This window comes from Exiguobacterium sp. B2(2022), assembly GCF_028823655.1.
Classification (GTDB): domain Bacteria; phylum Bacillota; class Bacilli; order Exiguobacteriales; family Exiguobacteriaceae; genus Exiguobacterium; species Exiguobacterium aestuarii_A.
Genome location: NZ_JAPEHX010000030.1, coordinates 1 through 20,598 on the forward strand (window position 1 = coordinate 1; position 20,598 = coordinate 20,598).

Annotated in this window: 18 protein-coding genes and 2 pseudogenes; 19 read left to right on the forward strand and 1 reads right to left on the reverse strand. The window is 47.8% G+C overall.

The genetic code is table 11. The features are described 5' to 3' along the window. Positions 1 to 16: 16 nt before the first annotated feature. Positions 17 to 3,670 (reverse strand): S8 family serine peptidase, encoded by a 3,654-nt coding sequence (locus ON063_RS07610; protein ID WP_274664742.1) that lies wholly within the window; start codon positions 3,668 to 3,670, stop codon positions 17 to 19. Positions 3,671 to 3,979: 309 nt separating this feature from the next. Between ON063_RS07610 and ON063_RS07615 the strand changes: the two genes are divergently transcribed. The 19 genes and pseudogenes from ON063_RS07615 (at position 3,980) to glyS (ending at position 20,594) form a co-directional block, all read left to right on the forward strand. Further along, positions 3,980 to 4,603 (forward strand): class I SAM-dependent methyltransferase, encoded by a 624-nt coding sequence (locus ON063_RS07615; RefSeq protein ID WP_274664743.1) that lies wholly within the window; start codon positions 3,980 to 3,982, stop codon positions 4,601 to 4,603. A gap of 16 nt (positions 4,604 to 4,619) precedes the next feature. After that, positions 4,620 to 5,087 carry an S-ribosylhomocysteine lyase gene (locus ON063_RS07620; protein ID WP_012726660.1) on the forward strand — a complete coding sequence of 156 codons (468 nt, stop codon included), beginning with the start codon at positions 4,620 to 4,622 and terminating at the stop codon, positions 5,085 to 5,087. Position 5,088: 1 nt separating this feature from the next. Then, positions 5,089 to 6,027 carry a PLP-dependent cysteine synthase family protein gene (locus ON063_RS07625; RefSeq protein WP_274664744.1) on the forward strand — a complete coding sequence of 313 codons (939 nt, stop codon included), beginning with the start codon at positions 5,089 to 5,091 and terminating at the stop codon, positions 6,025 to 6,027. Continuing rightward, positions 5,993 to 7,150, forward strand: coding sequence for a bifunctional cystathionine gamma-lyase/homocysteine desulfhydrase (locus tag ON063_RS07630; protein WP_214749236.1), 1,158 nt, complete (start codon positions 5,993 to 5,995; stop codon positions 7,148 to 7,150). The genes ON063_RS07625 and ON063_RS07630 overlap by 35 nt, the downstream gene beginning before the upstream one ends. Positions 7,151 to 7,258: 108 nt before the next feature. After that, complete coding sequence (gene rarD / locus ON063_RS07635) at positions 7,259 to 8,137, forward strand: EamA family transporter RarD (RefSeq protein WP_274664745.1); 879 nt, start codon at positions 7,259 to 7,261, stop codon at positions 8,135 to 8,137. Positions 8,138 to 8,216: 79 nt separating this feature from the next. Beyond that, a complete protein-coding gene (deoC, locus tag ON063_RS07640; RefSeq protein WP_214693114.1) occupies positions 8,217 to 8,882 on the forward strand; it encodes a deoxyribose-phosphate aldolase in 666 nt (221 codons plus the stop codon). A 74-nt stretch (positions 8,883 to 8,956) separates the two neighbouring features. After that, the gene (gene rpsU, locus ON063_RS07645) at positions 8,957 to 9,151 is read left to right on the forward strand and encodes a 30S ribosomal protein S21 (protein WP_029334745.1); all 195 of its coding nucleotides are present in this window, start codon (positions 8,957 to 8,959) and stop codon (positions 9,149 to 9,151) included. Positions 9,152 to 9,185: 34 nt separating this feature from the next. Then, entirely contained in the window at positions 9,186 to 9,635 is a 450-nt protein-coding gene (locus ON063_RS07650; protein ID WP_074033373.1) for a GatB/YqeY domain-containing protein, read from the forward strand. Positions 9,636 to 9,740: 105 nt separating this feature from the next. Further along, entirely contained in the window at positions 9,741 to 10,280 is a 540-nt protein-coding gene (locus ON063_RS07655; protein ID WP_224861488.1) for an NfeD family protein, read from the forward strand. Beyond that, the gene (gene floA, locus ON063_RS07660; RefSeq protein ID WP_074033371.1) at positions 10,277 to 11,263 is read left to right on the forward strand and encodes a flotillin-like protein FloA; all 987 of its coding nucleotides are present in this window, start codon (positions 10,277 to 10,279) and stop codon (positions 11,261 to 11,263) included. The genes ON063_RS07655 and floA overlap by 4 nt, the downstream gene beginning before the upstream one ends. A 5-nt stretch (positions 11,264 to 11,268) precedes the next feature. Continuing rightward, complete coding sequence (locus tag ON063_RS07665; RefSeq protein WP_271304580.1) at positions 11,269 to 11,691, forward strand: hypothetical protein; 423 nt, start codon at positions 11,269 to 11,271, stop codon at positions 11,689 to 11,691. A gap of 134 nt (positions 11,692 to 11,825) precedes the next feature. Beyond that, positions 11,826 to 12,782 (forward strand): PhoH family protein, encoded by a 957-nt coding sequence (locus tag ON063_RS07670; protein ID WP_074033920.1) that lies wholly within the window; start codon positions 11,826 to 11,828, stop codon positions 12,780 to 12,782. A gap of 42 nt (positions 12,783 to 12,824) precedes the next feature. Beyond that, positions 12,825 to 14,912, forward strand: coding sequence for an HD family phosphohydrolase (locus ON063_RS07675; protein ID WP_274664746.1), 2,088 nt, complete (start codon positions 12,825 to 12,827; stop codon positions 14,910 to 14,912). Beyond that, positions 14,890 to 15,366, forward strand: coding sequence for an rRNA maturation RNase YbeY (gene ybeY / locus ON063_RS07680; protein ID WP_214693109.1), 477 nt, complete (start codon positions 14,890 to 14,892; stop codon positions 15,364 to 15,366). Before ON063_RS07675 ends, ybeY begins: the two co-directional genes overlap by 23 nt. Further along, complete coding sequence (locus tag ON063_RS07685; RefSeq protein ID WP_274664747.1) at positions 15,363 to 15,710, forward strand: diacylglycerol kinase family protein; 348 nt, start codon at positions 15,363 to 15,365, stop codon at positions 15,708 to 15,710. The genes ybeY and ON063_RS07685 overlap by 4 nt, the downstream gene beginning before the upstream one ends. Before the next feature lie 30 nt (positions 15,711 to 15,740). Then, positions 15,741 to 16,649, forward strand: a complete 909-nt coding sequence (gene era / locus ON063_RS07690) for a GTPase Era (RefSeq protein ID WP_074033366.1) — start codon at positions 15,741 to 15,743, stop codon at positions 16,647 to 16,649. Between the two features lie 3 nt (positions 16,650 to 16,652). Further along, positions 16,653 to 17,370: pseudogene (recO, locus tag ON063_RS07695) on the forward strand (DNA repair protein RecO). Positions 17,371 to 17,664: 294 nt separating this feature from the next. Further along, positions 17,665 to 18,558, forward strand: a complete 894-nt coding sequence (glyQ, locus tag ON063_RS07700; protein ID WP_274664755.1) for a glycine--tRNA ligase subunit alpha — start codon at positions 17,665 to 17,667, stop codon at positions 18,556 to 18,558. Then, a pseudogene (gene glyS / locus ON063_RS07705) lies at positions 18,551 to 20,594 on the forward strand (glycine--tRNA ligase subunit beta). The gene glyQ and the pseudogene glyS overlap by 8 nt, the downstream one beginning before the upstream one ends. Positions 20,595 to 20,598: the final 4 nt, after the last annotated feature.

The following is a 20,598-nucleotide window of genomic DNA, read 5'->3' on the forward strand; positions in this document are numbered from 1 at the left end:
TTTTTTCGTGAATCCATTATTTTTTATTAATTGTGATGACTTTCTTCGTCACGTTGCCACCGAGGTCAGTCACTTCAAATGTGAAAGTGTTTTGTCCCTTTGTTACAGGAAGTGAGACGGTTTCGGTACGTGAGAATGCGCGCATCGCATAAGGTTCTTTCAACGTGTGACTCCATTTCAAATCACCGTTGACACGGAGTTTGATGTCGTCGAAGTTATCCGTCACTTGAACTTTCACGTTCACAGAGTTTTGTTTCGCCGAGACGTTTTTCGGCACGTTGCTGATTGAGAGCGTCGCCTCCGTAGAATCGACAAAGATTGGACGGACGAAGTTCTTCACGTTACCAGACGTGTCTTCCGCGATGAAACGAATCTTGTGGAATCCATCTTCATACGAACGTGTCGTATTGAACGTGTATTGTTTTGCAGCTGCGTCATACGTGAGCGGTACGTCCACATCGTCGACAGTGAACGATACAACGTCAGAGGCATCTTTGATCTGACCGATGATCGGTACAATCGATGAACCGTAAGGAGACAAGGCGAGTGGTGCATCGACAAAGACTCCTGGTTTATCTGCGTCATTTTCTGTAGATACGTCGCGTGTGATCACGTTACCCGCATTATCTGAAACGCGAACCGATAGTTGGTCCGTTGATTCAAGTGGTGCATCGAGTGTGAAGTTTGCTGTATCTTTTGCTTCTTTCGCAACAACTTTCCCATTAAGAAGGAATTCGATACCGTTGATGCCTGCAAAGTCGTCGGATGCTTTGACACTAGCCACACCTTCGTTCCAACGAATCGTGAAACGAGGATCCGTGTAATCTACTTTCACTGGAATCCGTAGCGTCTGGGCTTGTTTTTTCATGTAGTCGATGCTCGCTTCAATTTCGTAGTAGTACGTTCCTTTCGGCGCCATCTCTCCATTCAGTTTTCCGTCCCAAGCGTTATCTGACGTGTAGTAGTATGGGTCACCGCTTCCACCATCAAAGTAGTTCTTTCTCAATTCTTCTTCGATTTTAAGGGTACGAAGGACGTTTCCTTTTTCATCGACGATCCGATACTTGACGTCTTTCGCATTTCGTAAGAGCGAGTAGACCGGGGTAGCCGTGTCTTTTGAACCGTCCCCGTCAGGCGAAATCGCTACCGCTTCTTCAGCTACAGACTCATCGAGTTTCTCTCCTAAATAGTTCCCGGCCGCATCGACCAATCCAGAGATTCCATAGAATGAACCATCTTCATAAATTGTTTCGTCAAAGATTGGTGCTTTGCCCCAATCGCCTTCGAATCCGACGAACGGGACAACGAGTGACGGGTTGCCGTCTGTCCCACGTGGGTCAGTCAAGCGTAGGAACCCATCGACGAAATAACCATTCTCAAAGACTGATTTTGCAGATACCGTTCCTTCTAACGTCTCAGGATTAAGTACTTGTGCCTTCGAGACGTCAATCGATACGGTGATTTCTTTCTTTTGTTTTGCCTTCAACGTGACTTTACTTGTGTTTTTGCCATTGAGCTTAATGATTGCTTGTTGAAGCGCCTGAGCTTCCATCGCATTCTGAATGACGCCATCCTTGTTAGTAACGGCAAGGTCTGTCTGGAGGGAAGCTTCCACATCGTATGTGAGTGATTCGTCAGACATGTTTTCAACGACAATCGTGAACTTCGCCTTACTCTTCGACAATTCTTTTAAAGCGACTTTCGCTTCTTTCGTCTTCTTCTCATACGCGACTGCCGGAGATGTGACGGCCGCATGGAGTTGCATGAGACCAGCTCCCGCCCGACGTGGTGAATATGGAAGAGACTGCTTCAATTCTTGGTTATACGGTCCGATGTCTGTGACGGGCTTCGACGTATTGAGTAGCAAGTTCTTTGCCATCGTCACACGAGCCGCTCCGCTCAAGTTGAAATCACGATCGACGCGTTCAAGAACAAGAGCTGCACCGCCGGCAACGTGAGGTGCGGCCATCGATGTTCCGCTCATCAAACCGTATTGGTTGTCGTTGAACGTTGAGAAGATTTGACCGCCTGGGGCTGAAAGTTCCGGCTTGAAGTCAAGGTTCGGTGTGACACCCCAAGATGTGAAATCAGACATTGCGCCTGCCGAACGGTTGTTGACGCTGATTCGGTCACCAGCAAACGTGAGTTGGAGCGGTCCATCCTCTAATTTCTCTTTTAATTCGTTCCCGTCTTGGATGCTGAGTGATGCCATCGGGATGAGTGGTTGATCGAGAGCCATCGACACATAGTCTCCGTGTGAGACAGCGCCTCGTACGATGACACCGGCTGCCCCTTGTGCCTCAGCCGTTTTTTGAATCTTCGAGTAGAAGTATCCTCCATCGCGAACGGCGAGGACGAGCTTTCCTTTCACGTCTTTACCAGCATAGTTTTCTGGTTGCCCATCTCCTACGTAAACGACGTCATATGTACCTTCCGAGAATGCAGGTCCATCCTGTTTCTTCCATCCGATTTTTTCGTCACCGACGCGGAAAGCATCCAATTGAATTTGATCGTTCTCGAGTGAAGCGACCGATGTCGATGCTTGACTGACACTAGGCGCCCCGACGACACCCGTATCAGGGTTTGAAGCCGTTGGTAAGTCAAATCCATGTCCGAAGTATGCTGAGTTCCCAGCAGAAATGGACATGAAGACACCGTTGTCTACAGCGCGTTGAACGGCTTGTTGCTCAGGTGAGTCGGCATCGACAAAGCCTGCTGTTGAACCAAGACTCATGTTGATGACGTCAGCTCCAAGCTTGATCGCATCGTCAATCGCTTTAATATAAATATCTCCGTATGTAGATGCGTAGTTCGGGTCGTTACTGAATACTTTTAGACCAAGGATTTGAGCTTCAGGTGCGACCCCTTTAATTCCACCGTTTTCGAGATCACCGTTTGCAGCGACCGTCCCTGAGACGTGCTGACCGTGCATGGAAGCCCCCGGGGAATCATCCTTAATATCATCGTTTTCGTCGTAGTAATTATAGGCGTATGGAACTTTCTCATTCACATATTCACCAGGTAAACCGAACGAAGTGATCGCCTGATCGACTTCTGATTTCGTCAATTCTGCCGTTTTCGAATCTGTGATTCGGTAATCTCGGTGGTCGGCATCAATTCCCGAGTCGATGACAGCGACGACGGTACCTTCTCCGGCAAATCCGTAATCGCCCCATGTTTGTTCGGCTTGTACCATTCCGTTGCTGGTAACCATATCTGGTTTCACTTCAGGACGTTCATATTCATTCACGACATGTACAGTCGCTACTTCAGGTAGAGCTTCAACTTTAGCGATTTCACTTGTTGAGAGGAAAGTAGAGAAGCCGTTAAAAACGGTCGTGAACTCTTCGATCGGTGTAGCAGTCACACCTTGTTTTTTCAAAGCGGATTTTGCGCGTTTTTGTTCAGACTGTACAGATTGTTGTGCCTTGTTTTGTTCTGATTTCGTCAACTCATTAAATTTTTTCCCTTTTTGCGCTGCTTCTGCGATTGCAGGTGCACCGACGAGTTCGACGACGACCCGGACTTTTTTCTGTTTCTTTTCGAGCTCAATTTTTGGTTTGATGGAAGCTTCTGCTGAAACAGATGACGTACCCGCTTGAATCAACACAGGTGTTAAAGCAATACATGTAGCAAGTGAAGCGTTTAAGTAGACTTTTCTTCTTGACAACGTGTTTACCCTCTAATATTTGTTATTACCTGTAAAAAATAAAGATTTTCCTTACATTGTGAACTATCATATCGTTGTTCAGAGGAAAAAGAGTGGATTTTTTTGTAAAAAAAGGGGAATGTTTTTGCACAAATTTTAATGTTCAGACAATTACTATGGACCTGAGTCGTAAGGCCTATATCGAATTTTGATCATCGTCAGAATCACGCGAATGACTTGAAATGTCCAAAAAAACCTGTTAATGTAACGTTAATGTTAAATACCAATAAAACATATCAATTTAGTCAGAATTAAGGATGGGGTGGCGCTATGAATTTACCATTCATGGATATCTTCAAGGATTGGGCGAAAGATTACGATACGGCAGTCGGGGGGCATGACGAACAATATCATGAAGTATTTGTCGGATATGATCAAATGCTTGATGACGTTGCGTTACACGTTGAAGGAACGGTCTTGGAATTTGGTGTCGGCACAGGCAACTTGAGTGCCCGAATTTTAAAGGGACATCCTTTAATTGCAATCGAACCTTCTCCAGAAATGAGGCAGATTGCAATTGAGAAGTTGGGCATATCGGTCGAACATGGAGATTTTCTCCGTTATCCAACGTTCTCACATGTCGATACGGTCGTGTCTTCTTACGCTTTCCATCACTTGACGGATTCTGAGAAAGAAACAGCGATTGGTCAATATGTTCGCGATTGGGGACATCCGAAATTCGTATTGCTTGATACGATGTTCGAATCTCCACACGCACGTCAAGAGATAATTGACTGGGCTACGGCACAAGGCTATTCAGACTTGGTCGAGGATTTAAATCGTGAATATTATCCATATACGACAACCATTCGTACGATGCTAGAGGCGAATGGATACAACGTGACAATGACACAGAAAAATAAATTTGTTTGGCTTGTCGTCGCTACAAAATAATTAGGAGGAATTACTCATGAAAACATATAACGTTGAAAGCTTTAACTTGGATCATACGAAAGTTCAAGCTCCATTTGTCCGTCTCGCCGGTGTGAAAGAAGGAACGGCTGATACGATTTACAAGTATGATATTCGCTTTATCCAACCGAACGAAGGCCTCATGCCGATGCGTGCTGTCCACTCTCTCGAGCATTTAATTGCCGAAAACAGCCGTAATCATTCAGAAGACATCGTGGATATTTCTCCGATGGGATGCCAAACAGGTTTCTATTGGACGATGTTGAATGATGGGAACTATGAGCGCATGCTCGACCTCGTAGAAGCGACATTACGCGATGCGATGAACGCGGAAGAGTTGCCAGCACAAAACCCGGTACAGTGCGGGAATGCGAACCATCATGATTTTGAGGGAGCTAAAAAATTAGCAGCTGACATGCTTGCAAAACGTGACGAGTGGCATATCGTCTTCAAGGACGAAGCGTAAGATGATTGTCCGTGACGTCTATGAACTCATCGGGGACACACCGCTCATCGAGCTCCGTTCATTACCTGTTCCAGCTACGGTAAAAGTGTACGGGAAGATGGAGATGATGAATCCGGGAGGAAGTGTCAAAGACCGACTCGGCATGAATTTGATTGAGCGGGCGATGAAACGTGGAGACGTGGCACCAGGTGGTACGGTGATTGAGCCGACAGCCGGAAATACGGGAATTGGACTCGCGCTCGCTTGTCAGCGATACGACATTCGTCTGATTACCGTGACCCCTGAAAAGTTTAGTCAAGAGAAACAAGCATTGATGCGTCTCCTTGGAGCGACCGTCGTCAACACACCGACCGAGCTTGGAATGAAAGGCGCGATCAGTCACGCGCTTGAGTTGGCTGAAGAACATGACGCATACGTGCCGGAACAGTTTTCAAATCCGGACAACCCGGACGCCTATGTCGACATCCTTTCGCAAGAGTTGTTGAAGGACGTGCCACAAATCGACGTATTTGTAGCGGGGGCGGGTTCAGGAGGTACGTTCACCGGTGTCGCCAAAACGTTGAAACCACAAGGGACGAAAACCGTTGTCGTGGAGCCGGTCGGTTCGATTTTGAACGGCGGTGAGCCAGGTCCACATAAAACTGAAGGAATCGGCGTCGAGAAATGGCCGCCATTTTTGGAAAAGGCTTATGTAGATGCGATTCATACCATCACAGATGAGGAAGCCTTCTATTACGTGGCGCATCTTGCGAAACAGGAAGGATTGCTCATCGGAAGTTCTTCTGGTGCTGCCATCGCAGCATGTGTAAAGGAAGCAAATCAAATGACTGAAGGCACGATTGTGACGATTTTGCCAGACAGTGCAGAACGATATTTAAGTCAAGGAATTGTCAAGGAGGCAGAACATGCGTACAAAGACAGCACTCATTCACGGCGGTAAAACGACCGACCCGTTAACAGGGGCGGTCACACCACCGATTTATCAAACGAGCACATATAAGCAAGACGGAATCGGTAACTTACGGGAAGGATATGAGTATTCTCGATCTGCGAACCCGACACGTACCGCACTTGAGACACTCATAGCGGATATCGAAGGCGGTGTGCAAGGTTTCGCATTCGGTTCTGGGATGGCTGCCATCTCGACCGTACTCATGTTGTTGAAATCTGGAGACCACGTCATCGTCGGGTCTGATGTATATGGAGGAACGTACCGTGTATTCAATCGAGTATTTCAGTCACGAGGCTTGGAGGCAACTTTTGTCGATACATCCGATGAAACAGCGGTTCGTGATGCGCTACAAGCGAACACGAAAATGATTTATGTGGAGACACCGACAAATCCACTTTTGAACGTGACGGATATCCGAGCGATGCGCACGATTGCGGATGAGGCAGATGTCTTGCTCGTCGTGGACAACACGTTCATGACACCTTACTTCCAAAATCCAATCGACCTTGGTGCTGACTATGTCTTACACAGTGCCACAAAATATTTAGGCGGTCATAGTGACGTCGTGGCAGGTTTAGTCGTCGCACGTACGGAAGAACAAGGAGAAGCGTTGGCATTCCTCCAAAATTCGGTCGGTGCAGTTCTCGGACCTCAAGACAGCTTCCTCGTCGTCCGTGGAATCAAGACACTTGCCGTTCGAATGGAAGAGATTGAATCGAACGCACGGGCGTTGGTTGAATTCTTACAATCGAATGAGAACGTGTCACGTGTCCTTCACCCGAGTGTCTCTAGTGAAGAAGCGAAACGCGTGCACTTGTCGCAAGCGCGTGGGTTCGGTGGCATGATTGCGTTTGACGTCGGTTCGGCCGAAGCGGCTGAAATGATGGTCGCGAAGACGAAGTATTTCACGCTCGCAGAGAGCCTCGGTGCAGTTGAAAGCTTGATCAGTGTTCCCGCTCGTATGACACATGCGTCGATTCCGGCTGAGCGACGTGCAGAACTCGGGATCACGGACGGACTCGTTCGAATCTCGGTTGGATTAGAAGATATCGATGATTTAGTTGAAGATTTAGCACAAGCTCTATCCGCTATCGAACAGGTAAAACAATAAACAGTAAGGGACGCGATTTCGCGTCCTTTTTTCATGAAACAAAAGCCTTGTATCGGAAGTCATTCATCGACTAAACTGTTTTTAACTTGAAAGAGAGCGGGTGAACGTGTGAACAAGGGAGTATGGACGACAATCGGGGCCTACGTGATGTGGGGCGTCCTCCCAATCTATTGGAAGTTTTTGCAGGAAGTGCCGAGTGGACAAATTTTGGCACATCGTATCGTTTGGTCCTTTTTATTTATATTACTCGTCTTAAGATGGACGAATCAGTGGAAAGAGTTCGGTTACGCTCTTCGCCACCCTGCCACACGAAACGCATTCATGTTGAACGGATTCATCGTCAGTGCAAACTGGTTCGTGTACATATGGGCTGTCAATCACGGTTATATCATCGAGGCATCCCTCGGCTATTACATTAATCCGCTTGTCAGTATGGTGTTAGGGGTGCTCGTCTTTCGGGAATCATTAAACCGAGTCCAATGGATGGCGGTCGGGATCGCGTCAATCGGCGTCCTCGTCTTGACGCTTGGATATGGCTCGTTTCCGTGGATCTCGTTCGTATTAGCGAGTACGTTTGGTTTTTATGGAATGGTGAAGAAACGGCGACCTCTCGCTTCAACAGTGAGTCTCGGGATTGAGACGTTAGCAGTCGTTCCTGTCGCACTCATCTTTCTTAGCAATCAGGTCGTCACGGACCAGATTGCCTTCGACATGTCACCGATGATTTGGATCGCATTGTTAGGAACGGGTGTGGTGACGGCGCTTCCGCTTCTTTTGTTTGGTTACGGGGCACAACATATCCCATTCACACTCGTCGGATTCCTTCAATTCATCGCACCGACACTTAGTCTGGTTATTGGTGTTGTCATGTATCATGAACCGTTCACAGCGTATCATGTCTTCGCATTTACTTGCATTTGGCTGGCTATCTTCTTTTTCAGTTGGAACAGTTGGATCGTCGCTCGTAAACGTCGTCAACTCATTTGAATTTGGAAGCTGTTACATCTCGAAAAAACGTGGTAATATGTTAGATGTCAGACTTATTTGTCAGAGGAGGAAATGAATAATGGAATTAGCCCGTTATATCGACCACACAGCTTTAAAAGCTGAAACAACAAAAGATCAAATTACAAAACTTTGTGCAGAGGCGCTCGAATATAAGTTCGCAAGCGTCTGTGTCAACCCGACATGGGTCAAATATGCTGCGGAGCAACTTAAGTCAGATGACGACGTCAAAGTATGTACAGTCATCGGGTTCCCACTCGGAGCGAACACGCCTGAAGTGAAAGCATTCGAAACAAAAGACGCAATCGCAAACGGTGCGGATGAAGTCGACATGGTCATCAACATCGCAGCACTTAAAGACGGCGACTACGACCTCGTAGAGCGTGACATTCGTGCGGTTGTCGAAGCGGCAAACGGTACACTCGTCAAAGTCATCTTCGAGACATGCATGCTTACAAAAGAAGAAATCAAGAAAGCTGCTGAACTTTCAGTGAAAGCTGGAGCAGATTTCGTCAAAACATCAACTGGTTTCTCTACTGGTGGCGCAACGGTCGAAGACATTCGCCTCATGCGTGAAACAGTCGGACCAGACCTCGGCGTAAAAGCTTCAGGCGGTGTTCGTGACTTCGAAGGTGCGAAAGCGATGATCGATGCTGGTGCGACACGTATCGGTGCTTCAGCTGGTATCGCGATCGTCACTGGTGGACGTTCAGACAGCGACTATTAATAAGTGGTTGACCACACGACTTAATTTCACTATAATATGATATGACGTGTGAAACACGTTTCCTTAGTCGTGTAATTCGGAGGGAGGGAAAACTAGTGGAAACTCGTGTCCGTAAAAACGAATCGCTTGAAGACGCTCTTCGTCGTTTCAAACGCGGTGTTTCGAAAGATGGCACACTTGCCGAAGTTCGTAAACGTCGTCACTACGAAAAGCCAAGCGTAAAACGTAAATTGAAATCAGAAGCTGCGCGTAAGCGTAAGAAATTCTGATTCCAGTTTCATTGTGTAGAGAGGGTGTTGGCTCATGAGTCTTCAAGAACGCTTGACGGACGACATGAAGCAAGCCATGCGCGCTAAACAAAAAGATCGTCTCACGACGATCCGGATGGTAAAAGCGTCGCTCCAAAATGAGGCTATCAAACTAGGTCGTCAAGATCTTACTGAGGAAGAGGAACTCACGGTGCTCAACCGAGAGATGAAACAGCGCAGAGACTCCCTCCGAGAATTCGAAAGCGCTGGTCGTGAAGACCTTGCTTCCAAAGTAGCAGAAGAGATTGTCGTCCTAGAAGCCTATATGCCTGAACAACTTTCAGAAGATGAAGTGACTGCGATCGTCCAAGCAGCAATTGCTCAAACGAACGCATCCGCTCCATCTGATATGGGTAAGGTGATGGGCGTCGTCATGCCGCAAGTCAAAGGCAAGGCAGACGGTGGTCTTGTGAACCGAATCGTCAAACAACAATTGACGAATTGATGAGAAAGCAGAACTTTTCGGGAAACCGAAAGTTTCTGCTTTTTTTTGCGTATTCTGAAACCACATTCATTCTTGTTTCGTATACACTAGAGATAGGAGATAGCTTTGAATTTGGAAGGGGGTAGCAAGACGATGACATTTGGTCTCGGAGTGATTCTGACAGTCTTTTTTGTCGGAGTCGTCCTTCTTGGAATTGAAGTGTTCGTTGCAGGGTTTGGATTGTTCGGTTTGCTTGGGATCGGAGCGGTCGTTGCCAGTTTGATCATGGCGGGTGCGACAATCGGTCAGCTATGGCTTTCCATCGGTTTGGCGGCAGCGGTGCTCACTGGACTTGGATTCTGGGCATACCGCCGATTAAGTACGAATCGTCCGCTCATTTATAAAGGGTTGATTTTGACGGATTCGACATCGACCGAAAAAGGTTACTTGTCCCATGATGACCGTAAACAACTTCTCGGGAAAGTCGGTGTGACGTTAACACCACTTCGCCCGGCCGGTACTGCCGAAATCGACGGAGAACGTATTGACGTCGTGACAGAGGGTGGCTATCTCGATCAGCAGACAAAAATTCAGGTATATAAAGTGGATTCAGGGCGGATTGTCGTTCGGACCTTTATAGAACCGAAGGAGGATGTAACAGAATGACACCAGAACTATTGACGACGTTACTCATCACAGGTGGAGGATTGATTGCGCTTGCTGTCTTCTTCACGTTTGTACCAATCGGATTATGGATCAGCTCATTCGCAGCGGGTGTACACGTCTCGATTTTCACATTGGTCGGGATGCGCCTTCGCCGCGTCGTACCATCAAAAATTGTTAACCCACTGATTAAAGCAGTCAAGGCCGGTCTCGGTTTAAACACGAACCAACTCGAAAGTCACTTCTTGGCGGGTGGTAATGTTGACCGTGTCGTAAACGCATTGATTGCGGCACACCGTGCAAACATCGAATTATCGTTCGAGCGTGCCGCTGCCATTGACTTGGCAGGACGTAACGTACTTGAAGCCGTACAAATGTCGGTTAACCCGAAAGTCATTGAGACACCATTTATCGCCGGTGTGGCAATGGACGGAATTGAAGTGAAGGCGAAAGCGCGTATTACGGTGCGTGCCAATATCGATCGTCTCGTCGGTGGTGCGGGAGAAGAAACGATTATCGCCCGTGTCGGGGAAGGTGTCGTATCGACAATCGGATCTCAAAACAATCATAAGCACGTACTTGAGAACCCAGATATGATTTCACGTACCGTACTCACAAAAGGTTTGGATTCAGGTACGGCGTTTGAAATTCTCTCGATTGATATTGCAGATATCGATATCGGTAAGAACATCGGGGCAGTCCTTCAGACTGACCAAGCCGAAGCAGATAAAAAGATTGCCCAAGCGAAGGCGGAAGAACGCCGAGCGATGGCGATTGCTCGCGAACAGGAAATGAAGTCTTCTGTAGAGGAAATGCGTGCGAAAGTTGTCGGCGCCGAAGCGGAAGTCCCACTTGCAATGGCCGAAGCGTTGCGTAACGGTAAACTCGGCGTCATGGATTACGTGAATTACTTGAACGTTCAAGCAGATACGGAAATGCGAAAAGCGATCGGGTCACCTATCGATTCTGAATCAGATAGTGAGTGATAAATATGGAAGGACTATGGGTACTTTTGTTAGCAGCCTTCGGGATCGCCTCGGCGGTGATGAAGCGGCTTGAAAAGTCATCGTCTTCAGGCGACCGTCCTCAGAGCAGTGAACTGAAACGCTACTTGGATTCGGTCGGAGACGTGATGAAAGAAATTGAATCGGCGTTTGACGACTCCGAATCAGAACAAAAGCCAGCACCACAAAAGGTGAGACGACGGGTAGCGCGAACCGAAGAGCGACCAGCGCCTCGGGAACGTCAAGTCGAGATGCCGAAAGTGAGTGCGCAGTTTGAACAAGCGGTGAAAATCCCTCCAATTCAGGAGGAAATCAAACCGAGACAACTGAAAGTTTCGAAAAAACAAATGCGGGAAGCTGTCATTTGGAGCGAGGTGTTACAACCTCCGGTCTCGAAACGAAAGAAGTAAGGCAAAGGCAGTAACCTCGCGTTACTGCCTTTTGCATGGGGAAAATACACGGTCTTTCTTTCACGATAGGCGTGATAGTGCTAAAGTAAAAGAGGAATAACCGATATTTAGAGGGGGCAACGTATCCATTGATTATGACTGATAAAATACCTTTCGTCATGGAACATGCGAATGAAGCACAAGCTTTACTCGGACCGAAAGATGAAGTGTTCCAAGCGATTGAGACAGAATTGAAAGTGGCACTCATTCCAAGAGGCGAGGAATTGATTATCCAAGCCGATACTGGAGAAGCGCTAGAATTGACAAAGCAAGTCATCCTCACGTTACAGACGTTAGTGAAAAAAGGTGCGCGTCTTAACGAGAGCGACGCCATCAGTGTCATTCAACATATCCAAGTCGGAAAGGGTGACGAACTGCTCGAACATTATGAGCGTGTCGTCTTCACGACAAACAAGGGAAAACCGATTCGTGCTAAAACAGTTGGGCAGAGTCGCTATGTTCGCGCAATCGAACGACGAGACCTTGTCTTTGGAATCGGACCGGCTGGAACGGGTAAAACGTATTTAGCAGTCGTGCTAGCGGCGCGAGCACTAAAAGAAGGTCAGGTGAAACGGATTATCTTGACGCGACCTGCCGTTGAAGCAGGGGAGAATCTTGGGTTTTTACCAGGTGATTTGAAAGAAAAGGTAGATCCTTATCTTCGACCGTTATATGATGCCTTGTTCGACGTCTACGGCGTGGAACAGACGAATCGCTTATTAGAACGAGGGACAATCGAAGTGGCTCCACTCGCCTATATGCGTGGACGTACGTTAGAAGATGCGTTTGTCATATTAGATGAGGCACAAAACACGACGAAAGAACAAATGAAGATGTTTTTGACGCGACTCGGTTTCGGATCGAAGATGGTGGTCACAGGGGATTTGACACAAGTCGATTTACCGAAAGGCAAGGCGTCAGGTTTACAAGAGGCGTTACGCTTATTAGAGGGCGTGGATGGGATTCACTTTGAACACTTCAGCGCGTCTGACGTCGTCCGCCATCCACTCGTTAAGAAAATTATCAACGCCTATAGTACAGACCTCACATAAGGACAATAGTGAGGCCAACGATCGTGAAAGGGGGGCACACGAATGCAGCAAGCCAAACATTGGACAGTCGCGACGATTTCGCTGATTTTCTTTCTCTTACTAGGTGCCATTCTATACTTCACCGTGCGCCCATCCATTATCAGTGTGGAACCGTTAGGGATTGCCGAGCAGGACATCCGGTCTCCGATTACGGTCGAGGACCGAGTAGCGACTGAACGGTTGAAACAAGAAGTAACGAACGGCGTCGGCAGTCAGTTTTCGCTTCGTCGGGAATTTGCCGATCAACAGATTGCTAAAGTCGAGCAATTGTTCGCGGCGTTCGACCAAACTGATGAAGAGACGGAACTGGCAGATATCAAGAGCCGTCTGAACTCGACGGAAGCGAGCGGGGTACTCGCAGACGAAGAGCTGAACTCACTCCTCGAGGCGACGGAAGATACGCGCCAAACCGTTGAAGACGTGACGGTGACGGCTTTGCAACAAGTGATGGATGATCGGATTGAGACGAGTAATGAAGCGGTCGCAGCGGCCAGAGACCGCGCGGCTGCAATCGTCGATCAATCACCACTCTCGTTTGAATTCCGTGCGATTGCAAAAACATTAAGCGATGAACTCATCGTTCCGAACTATGTGTTTGACTCTGAAGCAACTCGTCAAAAAGAACAAGAAGCCGTAGATGCAGTCGATCCTGTCATCATCCAAGAAGGGCAACTTCTTGTCAGTCAAGGGGAAGTCGTCACGCGTGAGATTTATCGGAAGCTAGAACTCACTGGAGCGATCGATCCGAACCGGTCACTCGCTCCACTGTTCGGATCATTCTTATTGAGCGGATTATTGACGGGCGGTTTCTTATTCATGCTTATCCGCTCGAAAATCAAAGATCTATTACTAAGCCCTAAAATATTAGTGACCGTCTATGGGTTGCTTCTGTTACAACTCGGTATCTTCTTTGGCGTCGGATACATCGGCGTCGACTACACGACGTATGCTTATCTTTTGGCACCGACCGCCTTCGTCGTATTATTACTACGTATTTTGATTGACGAGCGTGTCGCCCTCGCATCGGCGTTCATTACCATGATTGCGGGAAGTATCGTCGTCACATTCGGACAAAGCACAAACTTCATGACATTGGTATATGTCGCGACCGGAAGTTTCTTAGCCGTCTTTTTAGTCGAGCCAAAAATTCAGCGGAAGCGCTTGTTCTTGTCGGGCGTCTTGCTCGGCATCGTGAATATCATCATGGTCATCGCGTTGCTCTTATTACGAAACGTTCAAGTGACTTGGGAAATGGCGATGTACCTTTCTGGGTTCGCCGTCATCAGCGCATTGTTATCCATCGTGTTGACATTTGGATTCTTGCCTTTCCTAGAACCTTGGTTTGGCGTCTTGTCGTCTGGTAGACTCGTCGAATTGATGAGTCCGACACATCCATTGCTCCGAAAGCTCTTAATGGAGGCGCCAGGCACGTATCATCATAGTATGATGGTGGCAAACTTGGCGGAATCGGCATGTGAAGCCATTGGGGCGGACGGGTTGCTCGCGAGGGTGGCGAGTTATTACCACGACCTCGGGAAAACGGAACGTCCTCTTCACTTCATTGAAAATCAGCAAGGTGGAGGGAATCCACACGATCGTCTGACACCAGAAGAGTCCGCTGACATCATCATGGCTCACCCTTATGATGGGGCCGATTTGTTGCGACGCTATAAACTACCAAAGGAAATCATCGATATTGCTGAGCAACATCATGGAACATCTTTATTGAAATACTTCTTTGTCAAAGCGAAAGAAGATCATGAGAAGGAAGTGGTGGAGTCTCGATATCGTTATCCTGGTCCGAAGCCTCAAACACGTGAAGCAGCGGTCGTCATGATTGTCGACTCAATCGAAGCGGCCGTTCGTTCGCAAAAACAACCGACACCGGAGAAAATCCGGATGCTCGTTCGTGCCATCATCCGTGATAAGCTGGCAGACGGACAGTTTGAAGACTGCGACTTGACCACAAAAGAAATTTGGCGCGTCGGTGAGAGCGCATGCGAGACGTTGACGGGCTTGTTCCACGAACGAATTGAATATCCAGAACTAAAGAAAGAGGGAGAACTACATGCAAATCATCTCGAACGATGAACATGAATTGTTGACGGCTTCTCAAATCGAGCTTGTCGAGTCGATTCTACAACATGCCGCACAGTTAGAAGAGGTCGAAGAGCCGAGTGAATTGTCGGTCACGTATTTAACGAATGAAGAAATCCATGAGGTGAATCGGGAATGGAGAGGCAAAGATGCCCCGACCGATGTAATCAGCTTTGCCTTTGATGAGATGGGCGAAGACGAGATGGACTTCACACTCGATGAGGACGAACCGCATCTCCTCGGGGACTTGGTTATCTCGGTGGAACGATGCCGAGAACAAGCGGCGGACTACGGTCATTCCTTTGAGCGAGAACTTGGTTTCTTGGCCATCCATGGATTCCTTCATCTGTTGGGATATGACCATATGACGCCAGAGGAAGAGGCTGAAATGACTGCAAGACAAGAGGAAGTTCTCACTCATTTCGAGTTGAAGCGAGGCAACGTGTGAGACCGTTTCGTGTGGCATGTGAGGGAATCCTCCGTGCCATTCGGACAGAACGGAATATGCGTGTCCATCTCATATCCGCCTTACTCGTATTTGCTGTCGCGATTTGGCTACAAACGACAAGGATGGAAAATCTCGTCCTCCTTGCCTGGGTGACGTTAGTCCTGAGTTTAGAGCTCATGAACACAGCAATTGAGCGGGCGGTCGACCTTGTCACAAAAGATGTCCACCCGCTCGCGAAACAGGCGAAAGATGTGGCCGCGGGTGCCGTCCTCGTCGCTTCAGTCGGAGCGGCTGTGACAGCACTCATTATATTCGGTCCAAGGCTATGGAACGTGCTATACTAAGAGTTCTGAAATTGAGAAAGCAGGTGCATTATGTATCAAGAAGATTTTAAATCTGGTTTCGTGTCGATCATTGGTCGACCGAACGTCGGAAAGTCAACATTCCTCAACCGCGTGATTGGTCAAAAGATTGCCATCATGTCGGATAAACCACAAACGACACGAAATAAAGTACAGGGTGTGTATACGACGGATGATTCCCAAATCATTTTCATCGATACACCGGGAATCCATAAACCAAAACACCGCCTCGGCGACTTTATGATGAAAGTGGCGACGAACGCCCTTCGCGAAGTCGATGCAATTCTTTTCATGGTGAACGTGACGGAACCTCGTGGTGCTGGCGATGACTTCATCATTGAAAAATTGAAAGGACTCGACACACCTATCATTTTGGTAATGAATAAAATCGACTTGATTCACCCGGATGAACTGCCGAAAGTGATCGAGCAATATACAAATGAATTGGACTTCGCAGCGTACGTCCCAATCTCGGCTTTACAAGGCAATAACGTCGAACCGCTCTTAGGAGAAATCAAGAAATTGTTACCTGAAGGACCGATGTACTACCCGGCCGATCAAGTGACAGACCACCCGGAACGATTTATCATCTCAGAGATGATTCGCGAAAAAGTGTTGCATAAGACGCGAGACGAAGTCCCGCATTCGATCGCTGTGGCAATCGAATCAATCAAGAAACGTGATAATTCGGAGATGATCGATGTCGAAGCCGTCATCATGGTGGAACGTGATTCACAAAAAGGAATCATCATCGGGAAAAAAGGGACGATGCTCCGTGAAATCGGGACAGATGCCCGTCAAGACATCGAGGCACTTCTCGGCACGAAAGTGTACTTGAACCTTTGGGTCAAAGTCCAGAAAGACTGGCGTAACAAGATGGGTCAGCTTCGTGACCTCGGTTTCCGCGACGACGAGTATTAAGCCATGTTACAAAAAGTCACGGGAATCGTCATTCGTACCGTCAATTATGGTGAATCGAATAAAGTCGTGACATTGTTTTCAGAAGAGCTTGGCAAAGTTGCGATTATGGCACGAGGCGCAAAAAAACCGGGGAGCCGGTTTCATGCCTCGAGCCAACCGTTTGTAGAAGGTGTGTATATTTTCCCCTCTAGCCGTGGGCTCGCTCAGTTAAAATCATCCGATGTCATAACGTCCTATCCGGAAATCCGGAAAGATGTCGACCGGATGGCGTACGCCATGTATTGGTTGGAGCTCGTCGACCGGTCTGTCGAGGATCGGGTACAAAATCGTCCACTCTTTCGGATTTTACAGGATGCGCTTCAAGCATTGAATGCGGGCATGGACGCAGATGTGATCACCCATCATCTCGAACTGCGCATCTTGCACCTTCTAGGTGTTTCTCCTGTGCTGACAGGGTGCGTCCGCTGTGGAGACGTGACGGATCCGATGTATTTCTCGGTCGCCTCTGGCGGGTGTTCGATTATCAGAACGTCTTGCCAAATTGCTTTACTTGATGAGCAAACATGAACTGTCGGAATTTCGGAACGTACCATTATCGAACGACTCTAGACTCCTCTTGCGTCAACTCTTTGATGCATACATGGAGTCATATAGCGGACTCCGATTGAAGACGAAACGAGTGCTCGACCAAATGATCCGGCTTCATCTGAATGAGGATTGACTTTTCAAACTGAATTCGATACGATGAGTTACGATTAGACAAATGAAATAGCGTGCGCGATGAAGGAAAAAAGTAACTCTTCCTGTCATGAATGAAGCGAGTTCGGGGTGGTGTGAGCCGAGCGTCATGAGAAGAGTGAATGGCGATTCCAGAGCGCCCACATCTTTTAAGAGTGGCCCCGTTGTTGGGGCAAGTAGGGTGGAACCGCGGGAATCAATCCCGTCCCTATGTGCTAGGCACATAGGGGCGTTTTTTGTCGTTTCAATACTATTGGAGGTGTCATATATGAAGCACATGACTGTGCAAGAGATTATTCTCACGCTACAAAACTTTTGGGCATCGAAAGGTTGTTTGACGATGCAAGCGTACGATGTGGAAAAAGGAGCAGGGACGATGAACCCGATGACGTTCCTTAGAAGCCTTGGTCCAGAGCCTTGGAACGTTTGTTACACGGAACCGTCACGCCGCCCGGCTGACGGACGTTATGGGGAAAACCCGAACCGCCTGTATCAACACCATCAGTTCCAGGTGATCATGAAACCGTCGCCGAGCAACATCCAAGAGTTGTACTTAGAAAGTCTCGAGTTGATTGGAATCAACCCGCTCGAGCATGACATTCGCTTCGTTGAAGATAACTGGGAAAACCCGACATTCGGAGCAGCCGGTCTCGGTTGGGAAGTATGGCTGAACGGGATGGAAATCACGCAATTTACGTATTTCCAACAAGTCGGGGGAATTGAGTGTGACCCGATTGCAGTTGAAATCACATACGGTCTCGAACGCCTCGCTTCGTACATTCAGGAAGTCGAGAGTGTATTCGACCTCGTTTGGACGGATGGATTCAAGTATGGAGACATCTTCTACCAGCCTGAGTTCGAACACTCGAAATATACGTTCGAGTTATCAGACGTCGATATGCTCTTTACGCTATTTGACACATATGAGAAGGAAGCAAAACGTGCTCTCGAAGAAAATCTCGTCTTCCCTGCGTACGATTACATTTTGAAGTGTTCACATACGTTCAACTTTTTAGACGCAAAAGGTGCGATTTCCGTGACAGAACGTACTGGATTCATCCAACGCGTCCGTAATATGTCACGTGCATGTGCTGCTAAATTTATCGAAGAACGGGAACGCCTTGACTTCCCGCTTTTGAAACAAGAGAAAGCAGGTGACTTGAATGCGTGACCTTTTACTAGAGATTGGATTAGAAGAATTACCGGCTCAATACGTCTTGCGCTCAGAGAAGCAATTGGCAGAGCGCGTCGATGCGTTTTTGAAAGAAGCGCGTGTTGAATTTGGTTCAATCGACGTATATTCTACACCTCGTCGTTTAGCTGTAATCGTTCGCGATGTGGCAGAAACACAACAAGATTTAACGGAAACCCTTCGTGGACCTGCGAAGAAGATTGCTCAAGACGCTGAAGGGAACTGGTCGAAAGCGGCAGAAGGTTTTGCTCGTGGTCGTGGATTAACAGTAGAAGACTTATACTTCGCCGAAGAAAAAGGTGTTGAATACGTCTTCGCAGAACGCCATGAGGCGGGTCAAGATACGATGTCGTTATTGAATGGCCTTGAAGATGTCGTTCGGAGCTTGACGTTCCCGAAAAACATGAAGTGGGGAACGAGCAGTTTACGCTACATGCGTCCGATTCGTTGGTTGATCGCCCTCTTCGGTCAAGACGTCATCGACTTTACGATTGAAGGCGTGAAAACAGGCAATGTGACTCGAGGTCACCGTTTCCTCAGCAAGGGAGATGTCGTCGTCGAGTCACCTGCTGAATATGTGAAAGCGCTAGAGGCTGCCTTTGTTATGGTAAGCTACGAGACTCGTAAAGCCGAAATCGAACGTCAAATTCAAACGCTTGCGACAAATCAAGGGTGGACGATTCCGCTTGATGCCGACTTGTTAGAGGAAGTCACGAACTTAGTCGAGTGGCCGACTGCACTCTTTGGTGAGTTTGATGAGACGTATCTTGACTTACCGGAAGAAGTCCTCATTACGACGATGAAAGAGCACCAACGCTATTTCCCGGTATATGTTGATGGAACGTTGAAAAACTATTTCGTGACCGTTCGAAACGGGAATGCCGATCATCTTGAAAACGTCGCACGTGGGAACGAAAAGGTCATCCGTGCGCGCCTTGCGGATGCGGTCTTCTTCTATGAAGAAGACAAGAAGACAAACATCGATGACCAGCTTGCACGTCTCGACCGAATCGTTTTCCACGAAAAGCTAGGAACGACTGGAGCGAAAGCACGACGTGTGACCGAAATCGCACAAGCCCTTGCACCACTCTTTGATGCAGATCTTGAAAAAGTAAATCGTGCTGGTGCGATTCATAAGTTTGATCTTGTCAGCCAGATGGTTTACGAGTTCACAGAGCTTCAAGGAATCATGGGTGAGAAGTATGCCCTTCAGCAAGGTGAGGACAAGGAAGTAGCTGCGGCGATTCGTGAGCACTACATGCCACGCTTCGCGGGTGATTCGTCTCCGGAGACGGCAACAGGTGCCGTGCTTGCTCTCGCAGATAAGCTCGATTCGATTGCTGCGTTCTTTGGTATCGGCATGATCCCGAGTGGTTCACAAGATCCGTTCGCACTTCGTCGGCAAGCACAAGGGGTCGTACAAATCCTTGGGGATTGGAAGATTGACCTCTCAATCGACAAACTTCTTTCGAAAGTTGTCGAATTACAACTGGAGGCAGGACTCTATGAAGCCGATAAAGAACAAGTCAAGGCACAGCTCGTGGAGTTCTTTACACTTCGCTTGAAATATCGCTTGCAAGAACAGCAAGTTCGCTATGACGTGATTGATGCCGTGTTGACGACTACGCTTACGGTTGATCGTCTTGATGCTCGTGCACATGCGATTCAACAATTCGTTTCGACGGACGCGAAGTCATTGATCGAGCAATTGTCACGCGTCGTCAATATCTCGAAAAAGGGTGAGCCAGGAGACGTCAATCCGTCATTGTTTGAAAACGACCAAGAGGTTGCATTACATGAAGCGATTGAACAGACTGCTCCTGATGCGATGAATGCCGTTCAAATAGGAGATTACAACAAAGCGCTTCAACTTCTTCAGACGCTTGAATCACCAATTATGATGTATTTCGAACATACAATGGTCATGAGTGATAACGAGGCGGTACGCCAAAACCGACTACCGACTTGCTACGACGATTAAGAGTGTCGCAGACTTCAACGCGCTCGTACTCTAACAAA